21 protein-coding genes are annotated in these 18,778 nt (G+C 70.7%); all 21 read left to right on the forward strand.

The features are described from left to right. The coding region (locus tag VFR64_14955; protein HET9491039.1) for a hydrogenase iron-sulfur subunit at positions 1–228 on the forward strand (228 nt) is incomplete at its 5' end. Continuing rightward, the gene (locus VFR64_14960) at positions 225–761 is read left to right on the forward strand and encodes a hypothetical protein (GenBank protein ID HET9491040.1); all 537 of its coding nucleotides are present in this window, start codon (positions 225–227) and stop codon (positions 759–761) included. The genes VFR64_14955 and VFR64_14960, both read left to right, overlap by 4 nt. Beyond that, positions 754–951, forward strand: a complete 198-nt coding sequence (locus VFR64_14965; protein ID HET9491041.1) for a hypothetical protein — start codon at positions 754–756, stop codon at positions 949–951. The genes VFR64_14960 and VFR64_14965 overlap by 8 nt, the downstream gene beginning before the upstream one ends. Before the next feature lie 102 nt (positions 952–1,053). Continuing rightward, positions 1,054–1,680, forward strand: a complete 627-nt coding sequence (locus VFR64_14970; protein ID HET9491042.1) for a TetR/AcrR family transcriptional regulator — start codon at positions 1,054–1,056, stop codon at positions 1,678–1,680. Then, complete coding sequence (locus VFR64_14975; protein ID HET9491043.1) at positions 1,670–2,824, forward strand: 2-hydroxyacyl-CoA dehydratase; 1,155 nt, start codon at positions 1,670–1,672, stop codon at positions 2,822–2,824. The genes VFR64_14970 and VFR64_14975 overlap by 11 nt, the downstream gene beginning before the upstream one ends. A gap of 23 nt (positions 2,825–2,847) precedes the next feature. Continuing rightward, positions 2,848–4,116 carry a 2-hydroxyacyl-CoA dehydratase family protein gene (locus tag VFR64_14980; protein HET9491044.1) on the forward strand — a complete coding sequence of 423 codons (1,269 nt, stop codon included), beginning with the start codon at positions 2,848–2,850 and terminating at the stop codon, positions 4,114–4,116. 7 nt (positions 4,117–4,123) lie between these two features. Next, complete coding sequence (locus tag VFR64_14985) at positions 4,124–6,856, forward strand: molybdopterin-dependent oxidoreductase (protein HET9491045.1); 2,733 nt, start codon at positions 4,124–4,126, stop codon at positions 6,854–6,856. Beyond that, positions 6,856–7,491: a 4Fe-4S dicluster domain-containing protein gene (locus VFR64_14990; protein ID HET9491046.1), complete on the forward strand. Its 636-nt coding sequence runs from the start codon at positions 6,856–6,858 to the stop codon at positions 7,489–7,491. Before VFR64_14985 ends, VFR64_14990 begins: the two co-directional genes overlap by 1 nt. Positions 7,492–7,494: 3 nt before the next feature. After that, positions 7,495–8,373, forward strand: coding sequence for a DmsC/YnfH family molybdoenzyme membrane anchor subunit (locus VFR64_14995; GenBank protein ID HET9491047.1), 879 nt, complete (start codon positions 7,495–7,497; stop codon positions 8,371–8,373). Then, a complete protein-coding gene (locus VFR64_15000; protein ID HET9491048.1) occupies positions 8,370–9,230 on the forward strand; it encodes an acyl-CoA dehydratase activase in 861 nt (286 codons plus the stop codon). Before VFR64_14995 ends, VFR64_15000 begins: the two co-directional genes overlap by 4 nt. Positions 9,231–9,232: 2 nt before the next feature. Next, entirely contained in the window at positions 9,233–10,033 is an 801-nt protein-coding gene (locus VFR64_15005) for an acyl-CoA dehydratase activase (GenBank protein ID HET9491049.1), read from the forward strand. A 12-nt stretch (positions 10,034–10,045) separates the two neighbouring features. Beyond that, positions 10,046–10,492, forward strand: coding sequence for a GNAT family N-acetyltransferase (locus tag VFR64_15010; protein ID HET9491050.1), 447 nt, complete (start codon positions 10,046–10,048; stop codon positions 10,490–10,492). Between the two features lie 44 nt (positions 10,493–10,536). Beyond that, positions 10,537–11,694 (forward strand): ABC transporter substrate-binding protein, encoded by a 1,158-nt coding sequence (locus tag VFR64_15015; protein ID HET9491051.1) that lies wholly within the window; start codon positions 10,537–10,539, stop codon positions 11,692–11,694. Beyond that, positions 11,691–12,572 (forward strand): branched-chain amino acid ABC transporter permease, encoded by an 882-nt coding sequence (locus tag VFR64_15020; protein HET9491052.1) that lies wholly within the window; start codon positions 11,691–11,693, stop codon positions 12,570–12,572. Before VFR64_15015 ends, VFR64_15020 begins: the two co-directional genes overlap by 4 nt. A 3-nt stretch (positions 12,573–12,575) precedes the next feature. Then, on the forward strand, positions 12,576–13,532 hold the full coding sequence (locus VFR64_15025) for a branched-chain amino acid ABC transporter permease (GenBank protein ID HET9491053.1): 957 nt from the start codon (positions 12,576–12,578) through the stop codon (positions 13,530–13,532). Next, complete coding sequence (locus VFR64_15030; protein HET9491054.1) at positions 13,529–14,302, forward strand: ABC transporter ATP-binding protein; 774 nt, start codon at positions 13,529–13,531, stop codon at positions 14,300–14,302. The genes VFR64_15025 and VFR64_15030 overlap by 4 nt, the downstream gene beginning before the upstream one ends. After that, positions 14,302–15,033, forward strand: coding sequence for an ABC transporter ATP-binding protein (locus tag VFR64_15035; protein HET9491055.1), 732 nt, complete (start codon positions 14,302–14,304; stop codon positions 15,031–15,033). Before VFR64_15030 ends, VFR64_15035 begins: the two co-directional genes overlap by 1 nt. Continuing rightward, positions 15,030–16,325, forward strand: a complete 1,296-nt coding sequence (locus VFR64_15040) for a phenylacetate--CoA ligase (protein HET9491056.1) — start codon at positions 15,030–15,032, stop codon at positions 16,323–16,325. The genes VFR64_15035 and VFR64_15040 overlap by 4 nt, the downstream gene beginning before the upstream one ends. After that, positions 16,322–17,110 carry an enoyl-CoA hydratase-related protein gene (locus tag VFR64_15045; GenBank protein HET9491057.1) on the forward strand — a complete coding sequence of 263 codons (789 nt, stop codon included), beginning with the start codon at positions 16,322–16,324 and terminating at the stop codon, positions 17,108–17,110. Before VFR64_15040 ends, VFR64_15045 begins: the two co-directional genes overlap by 4 nt. A 10-nt stretch (positions 17,111–17,120) precedes the next feature. Continuing rightward, positions 17,121–17,882, forward strand: a complete 762-nt coding sequence (locus VFR64_15050) for an SDR family NAD(P)-dependent oxidoreductase (protein ID HET9491058.1) — start codon at positions 17,121–17,123, stop codon at positions 17,880–17,882. 35 nt (positions 17,883–17,917) lie between these two features. Then, positions 17,918–18,769, forward strand: coding sequence for an amidohydrolase family protein (locus VFR64_15055; protein ID HET9491059.1), 852 nt, complete (start codon positions 17,918–17,920; stop codon positions 18,767–18,769). The last annotated feature ends 9 nt before the right edge of the window (positions 18,770–18,778 follow it).

The raw sequence follows: 18,778 nt of genomic DNA on the forward strand, positions 1-18,778 counted from the left end.
CGCCAGGCCCTCGACGCGGGCGCCGCGGGCGTCTACGTCGCGGCATGCCATCCCGAGGACTGCCAGTTCCGGGAGGGCAGCGCCTGGCTCAGCGCCCGCCTGTCGGGCGCGCGCCTGCCGGCCCTCAAGGACGTACCGTCCGGGCGCGTGCGGGTCGGCTACTTTTCCCCGGTCGAGGTCGAACGCTTCCTCCGCGAGCTCGAGGAGTTCCGGCGGGGACTGCCGTGACCGCGATCGTCCCCGACCGCCGCCCGAAAGCCGCGCGCATCGCCGGCTTTCTGGCCCTGCTCACCGCCGTCTCGTGGGCCCTGGGCACGCTGGCGGCCTGGCCGTGGGCGGCGACGCCCGCCGGCGAGGCACGGCTGAGAATCTCGCTGAGATACGTGAGCGGTTTCGAAGAGGCGGCCCGTCCGGACGAGCAGACCGGCGGGCGTCTGCGTCACATGCGTCCGGTCGAGGGCACGTCCGGGAGGACAGCACGCCGCGCCCAGGCCCGGCTCACCGTGTTCATCCACGGGCGGCCCGTCCTCACCCGGACCTACCAGCCGACCGGGCTCAGACGTGACGGCCCCATCTACGGCTACGAGGAGATCGCCGTCACTCCGGGCCGGCACCGCGTGGCCGTGACGCTCACCGACCTCGGTCAGACGGAACGCCGGTGGTCTATCGAGCGCGAGGTGGAGTTCCCGCCTGGCCACGCTCCGCTTCTCGAATACGCGCCCGGGCGTGGCTGGCTCCCGAGAGAGGAGCACCATGACTGACTGCCCCTTCCAGCACCCCGGAACGACGAGCGACCCGCGCGTTGCCATCTACTGCCGCCTGCCCACGGGCCGCGTACGCATGCCGACCCGCGACGAGATCGAGCGGTACTGCCGCAGGGCGCGCTGGGAAGCCTGCCCCACCTACGTCGCCGCCCGGCGCCGAGTCCGTGCTCGTGGCGCCGCGGAATGAGCCGGACGGCCCGGAAAAATGAGCCAGGCTCCTGATTCGCACGGGCCACCGAACGCCCTACCGTACGGGCAGGTGGAACGCCCGTTTGGCGGGAGGTTCGGCGTGGCGATCGAGGCGCGGTACGACGGCATCCTGACGGCGGCGGCTGACGTCTTCGGCCGCCGCGGCTTCCACCAGGCCTCGATCCGCGAGATCGCGCGGGCGGCCGACCTCTCGGTGGCCGGGCTCTACCACTACGTGGGAGGCAAGGAGGAATTACTGTTCCTCGTCCTCGACCGCGCGCTCGATGACCTGCACGCGAGCCTGGATCGGGCGCTGGCCACGGCGCGCACACCCCAGACGAAGCTGCTGGCCCTGATCCGCACGCATCTCGACTTCGGCTTCCACCACCCGCTCGAGCTCAAGCTCATCAACCGCGAGACCGAGCTGCTCGCCGAGGCCCGCCGCGCCGAGATCGGCGCCCGGCGTAACGCCTATGTACAGCGTGGCCTGGCCATTCTCCGCGAGCTCGACCCGCATGGCCGGGCCGGCGACGAGCTGCTGTCGGCGACCAACCTGCTGCTCGGCATGCTCAACGGCATCGCTCGGCGTCCTCACCTCACGGCCGGCGACGAGGTGGGAGCGCTCGCTGCCAGCGTGGGTGCCCTCTTCCTCCACGGCTTCCTGGAACGCTCGGCCGTGGTCGACGGCCCACCGGCGACGACCCGGGGAGGCGGACATGACGGTTGACGCCATCATCGAGCATTGCCGGGCCGTCGTCGCCGAGCCGCTGGGCGCCGTCGCCGAACGCTGGAAGGCGGCTCACCCCGGTGGCCGCGCGGTGGCCGTCTACCCGGTGTGGGCGCCCGCGGAGGTGATCCATGCGGCGGGCATGCTGCCGCTCGCGCTCCTGGGCGGAGGCACCTCGGTCGAGCTGACCCACGCCGACGCGCGCTTTCAGTCCTTCGTGTGCTCGATCGCCAAGTCCAGCCTGGAGCTGGGCTTTCAGGGGCTGGTCCGAGGCGTGGACGGCTTCGTGTTCTCGAACATCTGCGACGTCGCCCGCAACCTCGCCTCGATCTACAAGCGGAACTTCCCCGAGGCCTTCGTGGAGTACCTGCACCTGCCGCAGAACTCCACCTCGCCGGCCGTCGTCGGGTATCTCCAGGGGGAGCTCCGGCGGCTGGCCGACGCCTTCGCGCAGAGCTTCGGTCTCGAGGTCACGGACGCGGCGCTGGCCAAGTCCATCGAGACCTACAACACGCTCCGCGCCCGGCTACGCGCCCTGTACAGGCTGCGCATCGAGGCGCCCGAGAAGCTCTCCACCGTGGAGCTCTACCTCGCGCTGCGCGCGGCCACGCTGGCGCGGCCCGAGGACACGCTGGGCTGGCTGGGCGACCTGGTGGCGGCCCTGCCCGGCCGGCCGACCCGCCGTCAGGACCGGATGCGCGTGGTCCTCGAGGGCGCGTTCTGCGAGCAGCCGCCCCTCGGCTTGCTCGAAGTGCTGGAGGAGGCCGGCTGTTACGTCGTGGAGGACGACTTGCTCCTCGGCTGGCGCTGGTTCACCGCCGACGTCGCCGCCGACGGCGACCCCTTCGAGCGCCTGGCCGCAGCCTACGTGAACCAGGCCGCGCCCTCGTCCACCCGGCACGAGGGGCGGCAGCACCGCTCGGCCGGTCTCATCGACAAGGTCCGCCGCTCGGGGGCGGACGCGGTCGTCTTCGCGCCGGCGAAGTTCTGCGAGCCGGCCCTCTTCGACTACGTGCTCATGAAGCAGGGCCTGGAGCGGGCCGGCATCCCGCATCTCGTCGTGGAGTTCGAGGAGAAGATGTGGACCTTCGAGCGCACCCGCAACGAGATCGAGACGTTCGTGGAGTCCATGCTGTTCGACTGACGACGACGGCTCGGGAGGGTCCGATGGCCGAGGCAGTCACGGAACGGCAGTACCAGGGACGGGTCCACCAGCGTTCCCGCCAGCTGATGTCGGCCTGGATGAGCGAGCTGGCCCGCGCCGAGGCCGAGGGCGTGCCCACCGGCGCCCTGATGATCTCCGGCAACTGCGTGGAGCTGCTGAGGGCCTGTCACGTCCTACCCATGTTTCCCGAGGTCACCGCGCTCCAGAACGCCATCCGCAAGAAGTCGCTGCCCCTCATCCTCAAGGCCGAGCAGGCCGGCTACTCCTCCGACAACTGCGCCTATGTCAAAGCCGACATCGGCCTCTTCCTGGACGGGGGCATGGGACCAGGCAAGCCCATCCCCTTTCCCACCATCACCGTGTGCAACTACGTGGGCTGCAACGTCTACGTGAAGTGGTTCGAGCATCTGGCCGACGTGTCGGGCTCCCGGCTCTTCGTCCTCGACACCCCCTTCGCCCGCACGCCCGAGCCGACCCCGGGGGATGTCCGCTACGTGGTGAGCCAGCTCGAGGAGCTCATCACGCTGTGCGAATCGGTCAGCGGCAAGAAGTTCGACATCGACTATCTGCGCGAGATCCTGGGTCACGCCGCCCGCGCCGAGGCGGGCTACGCCCGCTGCAAGCACCTCACCCGCCACCGTCCCGCTCCCTTCGACGCCTACTTCGACTCCATCAACATGATGGGCCCCATCAACGTTCTGCGGGGCACGCGGGAAGCGGCCGAGTTTTTCGACGAGGCCGTGGCCGAGTTCGAAGAGCTGGTGACCCAGGGCTTGGGACCGCTCAGCGAGGAGCGGTTCCGTACCGTGGTGGAGGGACCGCCTCCGTACCCCTACTACAAGAGCTTCCGCAACCTCTTCACCCGGTGGGGCGCCGTGGCCGTGCAGTCCACCTACTCGACGGTCGGCGGGATCTGGGAGTGGGGCTTCCGCCACGACCCGCAGCGTCCCCTGGAGTCGATCGCCGAGCAGATGCTGCGGGAAAACCTCACCAACCGCTCCATCACCGCCCGCTACGGCCAGATCAAGCGGTACGTCGAGGAATGGGAGGCCGACGCCCTGGTCATCCACTCGATCAAGTCTTGTCGCCTGTTCTCGGCGGGTCAGGGCGACATGCGCGATTACTTCACCCGGGAGCTGGGCGTACCGACGCTCCTGGTCGAATCCGATCTCGAGGATCCGCGCTACTACGCGGAGGCCCAGCTGCGGAACCGGATCGACGCTTTTTTCGAGGCCCTCGAGCACAAGAAGCTCGTGGGGGCGGGCCACTGAGGCGGCGATGAGGGACAAGACGCCGGCCACCGTCGAGAAGGTCCCCGTCTACTGCTATCAGTGCGTGGCCGGTCCCGATCTCCTGAAGGTCGTGGTCCGTGACGGCGTGGCCGTCGGCGTCGAGCCCAACGGCGATGTGGCCGCCGAGCACCCGGCCGGCGGCAAGGTGTGCGTGCGGGCCTACGGCCTCGTCCAGAAGCTCTACAATCCGGCGCGGGTCAGGACGCCGCTCAAGCGCACCAACCCCCGCAAGGGCCGCGACGAGTCACCGGGCTGGCAGGCGATCTCCTGGGAGGAGGCGCTCGACCTGCTCGCCCAGCGCCTGCGGGCCCTGCGGGCCACGGGCCTCGTCGACGAGGCGGGCTACCCGCGGCTGGCCGTCACTTTCGGCTCGGGCGGCATCGCCCCGGCATACCTGGGCACCTTCGCGGCCTTCCTCGCCGCCTGGGGCCCCATCGACCAGGGCATCGGCAGCGGGCAGGGCGTCAAGTGCTATCACTCCGAGCATCTCTACGGGGAGTTCTGGCACCGAGCCTTCACCGTCGCGGCCGACACACCCCGCTGCGACTTCGTGCTGTCCTTCGGCTACAACGGCGACGCCTCCGGCGGTGTCACCGGTGTGCACCGCCACGCCGAGGCGCGGGCCCGCGGCATCACCTGGGTGCAGTTCGAACCCCACCTCTCGGTCACCGGCGCCGGCGCTACCGAGTGGGTGCCGATCCGCCCCAAGACCGACGCCGCCGTGCTGCTGGCGATCCTCCACGTGATCTTGCACGAGCGGGACTGGCGCGCCGTCTGTGATGTCCCCTTCCTCGAGCGAATGACCGCTTCCGCCTATCTGGTCGGACCCGGCGGCTATTACCTGCGCGATCCGGAGACCCGAAAGCCACTCGTGTGGGATCGGGACCGCGAGCGACCGGTGCCCTTCGACGATCCGGCATGCGCGCGGCCGGCCCTGCACGGCGAGTTCATCGCGGCCGGGCTGGAAATGGGCCCCGATGGCGCCGAGCGCAGCGTGTGCGAGCGCGTCCGGCCGGCCTTCGCGCACCTGATCGACCACGTGAGCGGGTACACGCCGGAGTGGGCGTCGGCGATCGCCGACGTCCCCGCCGCCACGATCCGGCGCCTCGCCGGCGAGTACCTCGCTCACGCCAACGTCGGCGCCACCATTGCGATCGAGGGCACGATCTATCCCTACCGTCCGGTCGCTATCCTGCTCGGCAAGACCGTCACCAACGGCTGGGGCGGCTACGAGTGCTGTTGGGCACGCACGGTGCTGGCCGCCGTGGTCGGAGCGCTCGAGGTGCCCGGGGGCATTCTCGGCACTACGGTGAGGCTCAACCGCCCCGCCCAGAACCGGCTCGACTCCGTGCGGCCGGGACCCGACGGCTTCATGGAGCAACCCCTCAATGACACCGGCCGTGATCGATGGCAGGCCGCCCCCCACGTCCGCAACGCCTACCGCACGCTGGTGCCGCTCGCGGATCACTCACCGTGGTCGGCGGCGCTCGGGCCCGCCCATTTGCCCTGGCTCTTCATGGAGAGCCCGCCCGAGCAGTGGCCGGCCCCCACCGTGCCCGACGTGTGGATCATCTACCGCACCAACCCGGCCATCTCCAACTGGGAGACGGGGCGGATCGAGCGTGCGCTGGAGCGCTTCCCGTTCGTCGCTGCCTTCGCCTACACGCAGGACGAGACCAACTGGTACGCCGATCTCCTGCTACCGGAGGCCACCGACCTCGAGTCGCTTCAGCTCTACCGCGTGGGCGGCACCAAGTACATCGAGCAGTACTGGGAGCACACGGGTTGGGCGCTCCGTCAGCCGGTGACGCGCCCGCCGTACGACACCCGCGATCTCACCGATGTCGCCACCGAGCTGGCCGCCCGGACCGGCCTGCTCGACGCCTATCTGACGGCGCTCAACCGCGGCGCCGGCACCACCGTGCCGCTCACCGGCGACCACTACGACTACGCCTTCGCGCCGGGCGCAAGGCCGTCGGCGGACGAGATCTGGGACCGCGTGTGCCGGGCAGCCACCCGCTCGCTCAGCAAGGGCGCCGTTGAGCGCGACCTGGCCTGGTTCAAGCAGCACGGCGCCTTCTTCGTGCCGTTCCCGACGCGGCAGTACTACCTGCACGGCGCGATGGCGGCCAGAGGCCTTCGCTACGAGCTCCCCTACCAGGAGCGGATCAAGCGGCTGGGCCACGAGCTGGGCGCGCGCCTGCACGAGCGCGGCATCAAGTGGTGGGACGTGCAGCTCGACGAGTATCAGGCGCTGCCGCCGTGGAAGGACTTCCCCGGGATCTGGAGGGGGACGGCCGCCGCGCACGGGCGGAGCGCCGAGGACTTCCCGTTCTGGCTGCTGACCAGCCGGAGCATGCAGTACTCCTGGGGGGCCAACGTCTCGCTGCCCATCCTGGCCGAGGTCGCCCGCCGCGTCAGCGGCCACTTCGGCGTCATGCTCAACCGGCGCGCCGCCGGCCGCCTCGGCATCGCGGACGGCGATCTCGTCGAGATCGAGTCACCCACCGGCACCACGCGCGGGCGAGCCATCCTGCGTGAAGGCGTCCGTCCCGACGTGGTCGTCGTGCTGCAGCAGTTTGGCCACTGGACCACGCCGTTCGCGCGAGACCTGGGTATGCCCAATCTCAACCAGGTCGCGACGATGGATCTGGCCCTGACCGACGCCACGGGCAGCGGCGCCGATCTCGTTCCCGTCGCCGTCCGGAGGGCCGGCTGATGCGCTGGGGCATGGTGATCGACCTGCGCCGCTGCGTCGGCTGCCAGACCTGCACCATTGCCTGCAAGCAGGAGCACGGTCTGCCCGCCGACTACCAGTGGCGCTTCGTCGCCGACTGTGAGGTGGGCGAGTACCCGGACGTGCGCCGCGTGTTCCTGCCCATGCAGTGCATGCACTGCGCCGAGCCGCCGTGTGTGCCCGTCTGCCCGACCGGCGCCTCGCGCCAGCGGCCCGACGGCATCGTCTGGGTCGCCTACGACGCCTGCGTGGGATGTGGCTACTGCGCGGTGGCGTGCCCCTACCAGGCCCGGCACCTCATGCACGACGCCTGCGGCTACTTCGCGTCGCCCACGCCCTCCGAGGAGGCCGTGGCGCGCCCGGAGCGCCGGGGCGTGATGACGAAGTGCACCTTCTGCAAGGAGCGCGTCGACGCCGGCGTCGCCCGCGGCCTGCAGCCCGGCGTGGACGCCGACGCCACGCCAATGTGCGCCGTCGCCTGCATCGCCGACGCGATCCTGTTCGGCGACCTGGACGATCCCACGAGCCGCGTGGCCCGGCTGGCCGGCGCCGGCCGCGCCGTGCCGCTCCTGCCCGAGTGTGGCACGCAACCCTCGGTGTTCTACGTGGTGGAGTGAGCCGTGAGGAGCTTCGACACCTGGACTCCGGCCACGCTCATCCCCGTGCGCCCCCAGCGGCTCTGGGGCGCCCCGGCCGTCGCCAACTTCGCCGCCGGCGCCCTGGGCGCCGGCTTCTACCTGGCCGCCGCCGTCACCGCACACTTCCGGCCGGCGCCGGCGCTCACGCTGGCCTCGTGGTTGGGGCCGGCGCTGGTGCTGGCCGGGTTCCTGGCGGTGGCCACCGAAGCCGGCCGGCCCTTGCGCGGCCCTCGCGTGCTGGCGCGTCTGTCGACCTCCTGGATGTCGCGGGAGCTGTGGGCGGGCGGCGCCTTCGCCGTGCTGGCCGCAGCTGAGTTCGTCGTTCCTGGCCCGGGCCCGCGGCTGCTCGCTACCCTCGCGGCCGCCGGCCTCGTCCTGGCCCAGGGCTTCATGCTGCGCCGCGCCCGTGGCGTCCCCGCCTGGAATACGCCCGTCATGCCGCTGGTGAGCCTCGTCTCGGCGGTGGTCGCGGGCACCGGGCTGCTCACGCTCGCCGACGTCCTGGCGGGCGGAACGCCGAGCGGGGCCAGGCTCTTCGCCGTGATCGCGCTCGCCCTGGGCGCCGGCATCGTCTGGCTCGGCTACGTGACCTGGTATGGCGACGAGGCATCGTTGTCGGCTACGCGCGCGCTGCGGGAGGGCGGCGGCGCCATCGCGGTGGTGGCCGGCGGCTACGTGTTCCCGCTCCTCGTGGCCGCCGTCGGCCTGATCATCCCCGAGGCGGCGCGGATTGCCGCGGCCCTGGCCGGTACCCTCATGATGGCCGCACAGGTGCAGGCCAAGGCCCTGGTCATCCTCCAGGCCGGCCTGCTCCGACCCATCACCGTCCCCCACCTCAGGCTCGACAGGAGACCATCATGATCCTCGGCGCCGGAGTCGACGTGGGCTCCACCCAGACCAAGGCCGTGCTCGTCGACAGCGCCCGACGCATCGTCGGCCGCGCGCTGATCGATACGGGCGCCAACGTCACGCGTGCCGGTGAGACGGCCTTCGTGCGCGCCTGCCAGACCGCCGGGATCGACCGCGAGGCCATCGCCTACGTCGTGGGCACCGGGTACGGCCGCTACAAGGTCACCTTCGGCGATGCCCAGATCACCGAGATCACCTGCCATGCTCGCGGGGCGCACTTCCTCTTCCCGCGCACGAGGACCGTCATCGACATGGGCGGGCAGGACACCAAGGCCATCAAGGTCGGCCCGGACGGCTCGGTCGTCGACTTCTCGATGAACGACAAGTGCGCGGCCGGCACCGGGCGCTTCCTCTCGGCGGCGGCCGACGTCACCGGCCTGCCCCTCGCCGAGATCGGCCTGCGCGCGCTGGAGGCCAAGAACCCCGTCCGCCTGACCTCGGTCTGCACCGTCTTCGTGGAATCCGACATCATGTCCTACCTGGCTCAACGCAAGACGATCGAGGACATCCTGGGCGGCGTCCACAAGGCGATCGCCACGCGGACGATGGCCCTCGTGCGACGCGTGGGCGTGGACGACGAGGTCACCTTCACCGGCGGTGTCTCGCGCAACGTCGGGATGGTGCGCGCGCTGGAAGCCGTGCTCGGCCGCTCTATCAACGTCAGCGACGACGGCCACTTCATGGGTGCTCTCGGTGCCGCTCTGTTCGCGCTGGAGCGGGCCGAGGCGGCCGCCGCCGCGCCGCCCACCACCGCCCACGGACCAGCCGCGGAGCCCGCCAGCGCGGCCCCGGGAGTGCGGGAGGCCTGACCATGCTCGTGGCTGGGATCGACATCGGCTCGGGAACGACCAAGTGCGTGCTCGTCGACGCCGAAGGCATCCGGCGCGGGCGCGCCCAGGTGCGCACCAAGGCGGACTTCGAGCACGTGGCCGGCGAGGCGCTGGCCGCGAGCCTCGCCGACGCCGGCGCCGACTTTCAGGCGCTGGCCTACGTGGCCACCACCGGGCTGGGGCGCTATGCCGTCGCGGCGCGCGACATTCAGATCACCGACCTCACCTGCGGCGCCCGGGGGGCCGCCGCCGTGTTCCCCAGCACCCGTTACGTGCTCGACATCGGCGCTCAGTGCTCGCGGGCCATCAAGCTCCGTGAGGGCGGCAAGGTCAAAGAGTTCCACATGAACGAGAAGTGCGCGGCCGGTTCCGGCGGCTTTCTCGAGCGGGCGGCCAAGTACCTCGAGGTCGCCGTGTCCGACATCGGTCGGCTGTCCCTCGGCGCCGGCCGGCCACAGCCTATCTCCAGCGTCTGCGCCGTGCTGGCCGAGTCGGAGATCATCAACCACGTCTCCGAGGGCGTCGGCGTGGAGAACATCCTGCGCGGCATCCACAACTCGCTGGCCGACCGCGCCCTGGCCCTCCTCAAGCGCGTGGGCCTGGATGGCGAGGTCACCTTCATCGGGGGCGTGGCCCGTCAGGAAGGCATGGTCCACGCCCTCCGCGACAAGCTCGGTATCGCCGTCAACGTGGCCGACGAGCCGCAGTTCATCACGGCGCTGGGGGCCGCCCTCCTGGGGCTGCAGCGCTTCCGCAAGCGGCAAGCCGCCGCGGCGGCCTGAGGGAGGCGGCACATGAATCGCCCGGCCATCACCGTCCGCCCGGTCGAGCTGACCGACCTCGACGACATCGTCCGCATCGACGAGAAGCTCACCGGGCAGACGCGCAAGGACTACTGGCAGACCCGCCTGGAAATCGCCGCGCTCCGCCCGCCCTGGATGTCGCTGGTGGCCGAGACCGACGGCCGCCTGGTCGGCTTCCTCTTCGGCTGGGTCGGCGAGTCGGAGTTCGGCATCGCGGCGAGAATCGGCTGGATCGATCTGATCGGGCTCGACCCCCGCTACCGCGGCCTGGGGGTGGGACGCGCCCTGGTCGAGCGCTTCGTGACGAGCGGGCGGGAACTGCGCGCCCTCAACAAGGTCGCCACGCTCATCGACCTCGGCCAGACGGACGTGCGCGAGTTCTTTCTGCGCCTGGGCCTCCGGCACGGGCCGATGGTCCAGATGGAGATGTCGGTCTGATAGTGCATCGCCGGCCCGCCCCGGCCGGCCAGAGGAGGACGGTCATGCGCTTGCTCATCGCACTGCTGCTCAGCATCGGCACGGCGGTCGCGGCTACCTCGGCGGCGCCGGGCCAGGAGGTCTACAGGATCGGGGCGATCTTCTCCATCACCGGCCCCGGCTCCTCGCTCGGCATCCCCGAGCGTGACACCGCGCTCATGATCGAGAGCGAGGTCAATGCCAGAGGCGGGATCAAGGCGCCGGACGGCCGGCTGCACCCGATCAAGCTCGTCATCTACGACGACGGTAGCGACGAGACCAAGGCCGTCCTGGCCGCCAAGAAGCTCATCGACGAGGATCGGGTCGCGGCCATCATCGGCACCACGCTCAGCGGCACCTCGCTGGCCATCCTCGACACCGTGCAGAAGGCCGAAGTGCCGATGGTCTCCTGCGCGGCGGCCATCAAGATCGTGGAGCCGGTGGCCGAGCGGAAGTGGATCTTCAAGACTCCCCAGAGCGATCACCTGATCGTGGGGGTGCTGGCCGAGCACCTCAAGGCCAAGGGGCTCACCCGGGTGGGCTGGCTCAACGTGGATTACGCCTTCGGCCAACTGGGGTGGATCGAATTCGAGAAGGCGGCCCGGCGCCTGGGTCTCACTGTCGTGGCCAACGAGAAATTCGGCCAGCGGGACGTGGACATGACCGCCCAGCTCACTCGCGTGAAGGCGGCCAACCCCCAGGCCGTCATCGTCTGGTCGATCCCGCCCTCCGCCTCCCTCGCCACCAAGAACTACGCCGACCTCGGGCTGCGAGCGCCCCTGTTCCAGAGCCACGGTGTCGGCAACAAGCGCTACATCGAGCTGGCCGGTCCTGCCGCCAACGGGGTCGTCTTCCCCGTGGGCAAGTTGCTGGTCGCCGAACAGCTCGCCGACGGCGACGCGCAGAAGCCGGTGCTGCTCGCCTATGCGCGCGACTTCGAAGCCCGCTACGGCCCGCGCAACACCTTCGGTGGCCACGCCTGGGACGCGCTCTGGCTCGTGTTGCGGGCGATGGAGACGGCCGGACCGGACCGGGCGGCCATCCGCACAGCCATCGAGGGCACCCGGAACTTCGTAGGGATCACCGGCATCTTCAACTTCTCGCCGACCGACCACAACGGGCTCGACGTGCGGGCCGTCACCATGGTCCAGATCGCCGACGGCCAGTGGAAGGTCGCCCGGTGAGCATTACCGACCAGCTGGCCCAGTACCTCGCCTCCGGGCTGGTGGTGGGGGGCGTCTACGCCCTCATCGGGCTGGGCTTCGTGATCGTCTACAGTGTCACCCGGGTCATCAACTTCGCCCAGGGCGAGATGGTGATGCTGGGCGCGTTGGGTACGGCGACCCTGGTGGAGCGGGGCCTGGGCCTTCCCGCAGCCTTCGCACTGACGGTCGTCGCCGTCGCCGCGCTCGGCGCCGTGCTGGAGCGGGTGGCCGTCCACCCGCTCCGCGCCGGCCCGGCGTTGTCGCTCCTCATCCTCACCATCGGCGCCTCCATCGCCCTCCGGGGCGCGGCGCTGATCGCCTGGGGCACCGACCCCTTCGCGCTGCCCGCGTTCTCCCCGGGGCCGCCCCTTCGCGTGCTCGGGGCCGTGGTCGTGCGGCAGGGGCTGTGGGTGCTCGCCGTCGCTGTCGTCGTCTTCGCACTGCTGTGGGTCTTCTTCACGCGCACCTACCCGGGCACCGCCGTCCGTGCCTGCGCGGTGAACCCCCGCGCCGCCCGGCTCATGGGCATCCGCGTCGACCGCATGTTCCTGCTGGCATTCGCGCTGGCCGGCGCGCTCGGAGCCACCGCCGGCGCCGTGATCGCGCCGATCACGTACGCCACCTACGACATGGGCCTCTTGCTCGGGCTCAAGGGATTCGTGGCCGCCGTGCTCGGAGGCCTGGTGAGCCCGCCGGGCGCCGTCGCCGGCGGTTTCCTGCTCGGCGTGCTCGAGTCCCTGGCCGCCGGCTTCGTCTCCTCCGGCTACAAGGACGCCGTCGCCTTCGTCATCCTCATCCTGCTCGCCCTCGCCCAGGTGGCCGGCTGGCTGCCCTGGCGGGTGGCCGACGAGGCCTGAGCGATGAGCGCTCGCCGACGCTGGGCGGTGCTGGCCGCGGTGGGGGCAGGGCTGGCCGCGCTGCCGTGGCTCGTCGCCTCCGGCTACGTCCTGGGCACGCTCGTCTTCATCGGCCTCAACGCCCTGGCCGCGCTGGGGCTCTCGCTGGTCATGGGCTATGCCGGGCAGGTGTCGCTCGGCCAGGCCGCCTTCCTCGCCCTCGGGGCCTACGTGAGCGGCGTGTTGACCACCACTGGCGGCTGGAACGGCTGGGCCGCGCTCGCCGTCGCCTTCGTCGCCGGCACCCTGACCGCGCTCCTCGTGGGATTGCCGATCTTCCGCCTGTCCGGCCTGCTCCTGGCCATGGCCACGCTCGGCTTCGGCATCATCGTCTACTACGTCCTCGTGAACTGGAGCGCCGTCACCGGAGGGCCGTCGGGGCTCACGGGCATCCCGCCGCTGCGGGTGGGACGCTTCGCCTTCACCACCGACGCCCGCATGCTCTGGCTCACCTGGGCCTGCCTGCTCGTAGCCATGGGGCTCGCCGGCAACCTCGTCGACTCCCGTATCGGACGCGCGCTGCGGGCCATTCACGGCAACGAGGCCGCCGCCCAGGCGGCAGGTATCGACGTGACCCGGCTCAAGCTCGGCGTGTTCGCGCTGGCCGGGGGCCTCACCGCGCTCGCCGGGTCGCTCTACGCTCACTACCTGACCGTGATCAATCCTTCGCCGTTCGGGTTTGTCTACTCCGTCGAGCTGGTGGTCATGGTGGTGCTCGGAGGCGTTTCGAGTCTGTGGGGCGCGGTGCTGGGCGCCGCCATCGTCGTGGTGCTCGTGGAGGGGCTGCGGAGCCTGCTGCCCCGGGTGGCGGCCACACACGGTGCCGCCGAGTACGAGATCATCCTCTTCGGCCTCGCCCTCATGGCCTTCATGGTCTTTCTGCCTCGCGGCCTCAGCGGACTGCGACATTCGCGGCCATGACGGTGCGATCCCTCCTCGACGTCCAGGGTCTCGCCAAGCACTTCGGCGGCGTGGCCGCCGTACGCGGTGTCGACTTCGCCGTCGCCTCCGGCCAGATCAAGGCTCTCATCGGGCCCAACGGCGCCGGCAAGACGACCATCTTCAACATGATCTGCGGCGCCCTGGTGCCCACCCGGGGCCGGGCCTTCTTCCGCGGGGAGGCGCTGCCGGTAGGCCGCCCCGACGCCGTGGCGGCGCGCGGCATCGCCCGGACCTTTCAGCTCGTGCGGCTCTTCGGCGATATGACCGTGCGGGAGCACGTGCTGGTGGGCGGCCATCGAGGCGGGCGCGCGGGCTGGACGGCGTGCGCCCTGCGGACCCGGGCCACGCGGCGAGAGGAGCAGCGCCTGCACGCGCGCGCGGCCGCCGTCCTCGAGCGCGTCGGACTGGCCACTCGCGCCGATGTCCCGGCGGCCGCATTGCCTTATGGCGAGCAGCGGCTGGTCGAGGTGGCCCGCGCGCTGGCCATGGAACCGAGCTTGCTGCTGCTCGACGAGCCGGGGGGCGGCCTCGATGCCGGGGAGCAGGAACGGCTGGCCACCCTGATCCGCGCCATTCGCGACGACGGCACCACGGTCCTTCTCGTCGACCACCACATGGACTTCGTGATGGGGATCTCGGACGAGGTCCTGGTGCTTTCATACGGCCAGAAGCTCGCCGAGGGCCGGCCGGCCGACGTGCGCAGGCATCCGGCGGTGATCGCCGCCTACCTCGGCGAGGAGGCCGCCTGATGCTCGACGTCGTCGGCCTCGACGTCTTCTACGGCCGCGTCCAGGCGTTGCGCGGGGTGAGCCTGCACGTGACCCCGGGCGAGCTGGTCACCATCGTCGGACCCAACGGCGGTGGCAAAACGACGCTCCTGCGCGCGCTGACCGGCCTGGTGCCCGTGCGCGCGGGCACGATCGCGTTCGGCGGCGCCCGCATCAGCGACCAGCCGACCGAGGTCATCGTGCGCCGGGGCCTGGCCCTGGTGCCCGAGGGGCGCGAGCTCTTCGGGCCGCTCACTGTGCGGGAGAACCTCGCGCTGGGCGCCTACCCGTGCGGGCGGGCCGCGCGGCGGGCGCACCTCGGCCCCGACCTCGAGCGCGTCCTCGGCCTCTTCCCGGCCCTACGACCGCGTCTCGGTCAGGCCGCAGCCACGCTGTCGGGCGGGGAGCAACAGATGGTGGCGATCGGCCGCGCCCTGATCAGCCGGCCGCGCCTGCTGCTGCTCGACGAGCCGTCGGTGGGCCTGGCGCCCCTCGTCATCGGCGAGATCTTCCGGGCCCTGGCCGCGTTGAAGCGGGAGGGGCTCACCATGCTCCTCATCGAGCAGAACGCGCGCGCCGCGTTCCGTATCGCCGATCGCGGCTACGCTCTCCGCCCGGGCGGCGTGATCTCGGAGGTGACGGCGAACGGCCATGGTTCCGAGCCGGCCCACGCGTACGGCCTCGTCCTCAGTCGCCAGGAGGCTACCCCATGATCGACGCCACCGCTATCGAACGATCCTCGCGTCCCGACCTCACGGCCCTTCAGCTCCGCCGGCTCCGCCGGGCGGTGGCGTGGGCAGCCGAACGCGTGCCGCTCTACCGAGAGCGGCTGGCCCGAGCCGGCGTCCACTCCGACGACCTCCAATCTCTCGACGACCTCCGCCGCCTGCCCTTCACGGACAAGAGCGACTTCCGCGACACGTACCCCTACGGGCTGCTGGCCGTGCCCCTCGAGCGGATCGTCCGCATCCACGCCTCCTCGGGAACGACGGGCAAGCCGACGGTCGTCGCCTACACCCGGGGCGACCTCGAGACCTGGAGCGAGGTCATGGCGCGTACGCTCCAGATGGGCGGCGTCGGCTCCGCCGACGTCGTCCACAACGCTTACGGGTACGGGCTCTTCACCGGCGGGCTGGGCTTCCACTACGGCGCCGAGCGTGTGGGCGCCGCGGTGATCCCGATGTCGGGGGGCTTCACCGAACGCCAGCTGACGGCCTTTACCGATTTCGGCTCCAGCGTCCTCTGCTGCACCCCGTCCTATGCGCTTCACCTGGCCGAGGCCCTCGGGGATGCGGGAATCGCCACCAAGGACCTCCGGCTGCGCGTGGGCTTCTTTGGCGCCGAGCCGTGGACGGAGGCGATGCGTGACGCCATCGAGAGCCGGCTCGACGTCATGGCGCTCAACATCTACGGTCTCAGCGAGGTGATCGGACCCGGCGTGGCGGTGGAATGCCCGGAGCGCCGGGGCATGCACGTGGCCGAGGACCACTTTCTGCCCGAGATCGTGGACCCGGCCACGCTGGAGCCCGTCCCGCCCGGCGTCACCGGGGAGCTGGTCTTCACCACCCTGACCAAAGAGGCCTTGCCCCTGCTGCGCTACCGGACTCGCGATCTCACCGCAATCGACCCCGCGCCCTGCCCGTGCGGCCGGACGCTCGTCCGGATCGGGCGGATCATGGCCCGAACGGACGACATGCTCATCGTCCGCGGCGTCAATGTCTACCCCTCGCAGATCGAGCACGCGTTGCTCGGCGTTCCCGGGCTGGCCCCTCACTACCTGCTGGTACTCCGGCGCGAGAGCGCGCTCGACGCGCTGGAAGTGCGGGTCGAGACCGCCAGCGGCGGCGAGGGCCCGGCGGCCGGCGCGCTCAGCACGCTGGCACGTCGGAGGATCCACGAAATCACCGGGATCACGGCCGACGTGAGCGTCGTGTCGCCCAGAACCCTGGAGCGGAGCGTGGGCAAGGCCAAGCGGGTGCTGGATCTACGGAACGGGCGACGATGAGCAGGGCGGCCTCCCCGAGCGACTTCCGGTTCCTCCGTTACGCCGACGAGCGGGACATCGTCAGGATCACGCTGGCCCGGCCGCCGCTCAACATTCTCACCATCGAGGTGCTGCACGAGCTCGGCGAGGCCCTCGAGCGGGCGGCGGCCCGGCCGGCCCTGAAGGCGCTCGTGCTGGCGGCCGAGGGCAAGGCGTTCTGCGCCGGGGTCGCCGTGGAAGACCACCTGGGCGAGCAAGCGCGGCCGATGCTGGAGGCCTTTCACCACGTCTTCCGCCGACTGCGCGCGCTCGACTGCGCCACCCTGGCCGCCGTGCAGGGCGCGGCGCTCGGCGGCGGCGCCGAGCTGGCCACCTTCTGCGACCTCGTCGTGGCCGCCGAGTCGGCAACCTTCGGCCAGCCCGAGATCAAAGTGGGCGTCTTTCCGCCCATCGCCGCGCTGCGATATCCGGCTCGAATCGGGCCGGCCCGCACGTTGCGCCTGCTCCTGTCCGGCGACGTGATCGACGCCACCGAGGCGGAGCGGATCGGTCTGGTCGACCGCGTGGTGCCAGCGGCCCGCCTCGACGATGTCGTGGAATCGGAGCTGGCCCGCTTCCGCGCATTGAGCGCGGTCGTGCTCCGCCTCACCAAGCGCGCCGTACTTGCCACCGCCGGGCTCGACTTCGCCGAGGGGCTGGCCCTGCTCGAGGAGCTCTATCACGACGAGCTGATGACCACCGCCGACGCCGAAGAGGGTCTGCGTGCCTTCGTCGAGAAGCGCAGGCCGGTGTGGCGGGATCGCTGAGGAGGCTGCCATGAGATTACGGGGCCGGACCGCGCTCGTCACCGGCGGCGGTCGCGGCATCGGCCGCGCCATCGCCCTGGGCCTCGCTCGCGAGGGCGCCCAGGTCGCCGTCCTGGACCTCCTGGCGGAGGCAGCCGAGCGCGTGGGGCGTGAGATCGAGGCTCTGGGCGTCAAGGCGCTGGTTCTCGGCGCCGACCTCACCCACCGCACGGAAGTCGCCAGGGCCGTCGACGAGCTGATCGGGCAATGGGGCCAGCTCGACGTCGTCGTCAACAATGCGGGCTGGGACCGGATGGAGCTCTTCCTCGACAGCGAGGAAGAGACCTGGGACAGGATCATCGCCGTCAACTTCAAGGCCATGCTCTACGTGCTGAAGGCGGCCTTGCCCCACATGGTGGCGCGCGGCGACGGGCGGGTCGTCAACATCGGCTCCGACGCCGGGCGCGTGGGCTCGACAGGGGAAGCCGTCTATGCCGGCAGCAAAGGCGCCGTCATCGCCTTTTCCAAGACCCTCGCCCGCGAGCTGGCGCGCCACGGCATCACCGTCAACGTCGTCTGCCCCGGCCTCACCGAGACGCCTCTGCTGCAGGGCATCCGTGAGCAGTCGCCGAAGACGGCGAAGGTCATCGAGGCGGTCACCCGGGCCATTCCTCTCGGGCGGGTGGGGACGCCTCAGGACGTGGCCGAGGCGGTGGTGTTCCTCGCCTCGCCGGGGGCTCGCTACATCACCGGCCAGACGCTCAGCGTGAGCGGCGGCCTGACGATGTGCTGAGCTCGCAGCTTGCGCAGGTGGGAAAGGAGACGCCAATGACGGACAGGCCGAAGGCGATCGACATCATGTATTACGTGGCCACGCCCGAGTTCATCGCCAGGTGGACGGACGCCAAGAAGGGCGAGCTCATCTGCCGTATGGAGCGGGCCATCGGCAGCCTGCCCCAGTTCGAGTCGCTCCCGGCCATGCTCACGAAGATGGACGAGGCCGGGGTGGAGCGTGTGTTCATCGCCCAGACCAAGATGTGGTCCTACTGGAACCGCTGGATGTACATGGACACCCGGCTCGACGAAGTTCTCCAGTACACCGAGACGTACCCCGACCGGTTCGTCGGCCTGGCCGGCTATAACCCCTTCCGCATCAAGGAGAGCCTGGCCGAGATCGAGACGGCCGTGACCCGACACGGGTTCAAGGGGGTCTACGTCCACATCTACGGCTTCGACATCCCGCTCCACGACAAGAAGATGTATCCGCTCTACGCCAAGTGCGCCGAGCTCGACGTGCCTGTCTCGGTGCAGACCGGCCACGTGCTCGAGGCCATGCCCAGCGAGCATGGCCGCCCGATGTACCTCGACTACGTGGCTGCTGACTTCCCCACCCTCCGCCTGCTCGGCGCCCACACCGGCTGGCCCTGGGTCGAGGAGCTGATGAGCGTCTGCTACAAGTGGGACACCGTCTGGTTCGGCGTCGACGCCTGGATGCCGAAGTACCTCAAGCCCGAGATCATCAACTTCATCGGCAGCCGTATGGGCCAGGACCGAGCCGTGTGGGGAACGAACGGGCTCGGCTGGAAGGAGAGTCTGGACCAGGTCGACGCCCTGGGGCTCCGCCCCGAGGCGCGCCAGAAGCTGATCCGCGACAACGCTCGGGAGCTGTTCCGGCTCTAGCCAAGAAAG

The organism is Candidatus Methylomirabilota bacterium, from assembly GCA_035709005.1.
Classification (GTDB): domain Bacteria; phylum Methylomirabilota; class Methylomirabilia; order Rokubacteriales; family CSP1-6; genus 40CM-4-69-5.

Coding starts and splice junctions, on each gene's coding strand:
- VFR64_14965 (HET9491041.1), top strand. CDS start 754: ATGACTGACTGCCCCTTCCAGCACCCCGGAACGACGAGCGACCCGCGC.
- VFR64_15010 (HET9491050.1), top strand. CDS start 10,046: ATGAATCGCCCGGCCATCACCGTCCGCCCGGTCGAGCTGACCGACCTC.
- VFR64_15000 (HET9491048.1), top strand. CDS start 8,370: ATGATCCTCGGCGCCGGAGTCGACGTGGGCTCCACCCAGACCAAGGCC.
- VFR64_14980 (HET9491044.1), top strand. CDS start 2,848: ATGGCCGAGGCAGTCACGGAACGGCAGTACCAGGGACGGGTCCACCAG.
- VFR64_15040 (HET9491056.1), top strand. CDS start 15,030: ATGATCGACGCCACCGCTATCGAACGATCCTCGCGTCCCGACCTCACG.
- VFR64_15055 (HET9491059.1), top strand. CDS start 17,918: ATGACGGACAGGCCGAAGGCGATCGACATCATGTATTACGTGGCCACG.
- VFR64_15005 (HET9491049.1), top strand. CDS start 9,233: ATGCTCGTGGCTGGGATCGACATCGGCTCGGGAACGACCAAGTGCGTG.
- VFR64_14975 (HET9491043.1), top strand. CDS start 1,670: ATGACGGTTGACGCCATCATCGAGCATTGCCGGGCCGTCGTCGCCGAG.
- VFR64_14990 (HET9491046.1), top strand. CDS start 6,856: ATGCGCTGGGGCATGGTGATCGACCTGCGCCGCTGCGTCGGCTGCCAG.
- VFR64_15045 (HET9491057.1), top strand. CDS start 16,322: ATGAGCAGGGCGGCCTCCCCGAGCGACTTCCGGTTCCTCCGTTACGCC.
- VFR64_15030 (HET9491054.1), top strand. CDS start 13,529: ATGACGGTGCGATCCCTCCTCGACGTCCAGGGTCTCGCCAAGCACTTC.
- VFR64_15035 (HET9491055.1), top strand. CDS start 14,302: ATGCTCGACGTCGTCGGCCTCGACGTCTTCTACGGCCGCGTCCAGGCG.
- VFR64_15015 (HET9491051.1), top strand. CDS start 10,537: ATGCGCTTGCTCATCGCACTGCTGCTCAGCATCGGCACGGCGGTCGCG.
- VFR64_15050 (HET9491058.1), top strand. CDS start 17,121: ATGAGATTACGGGGCCGGACCGCGCTCGTCACCGGCGGCGGTCGCGGC.
- VFR64_14985 (HET9491045.1), top strand. CDS start 4,124: ATGAGGGACAAGACGCCGGCCACCGTCGAGAAGGTCCCCGTCTACTGC.
- VFR64_15025 (HET9491053.1), top strand. CDS start 12,576: ATGAGCGCTCGCCGACGCTGGGCGGTGCTGGCCGCGGTGGGGGCAGGG.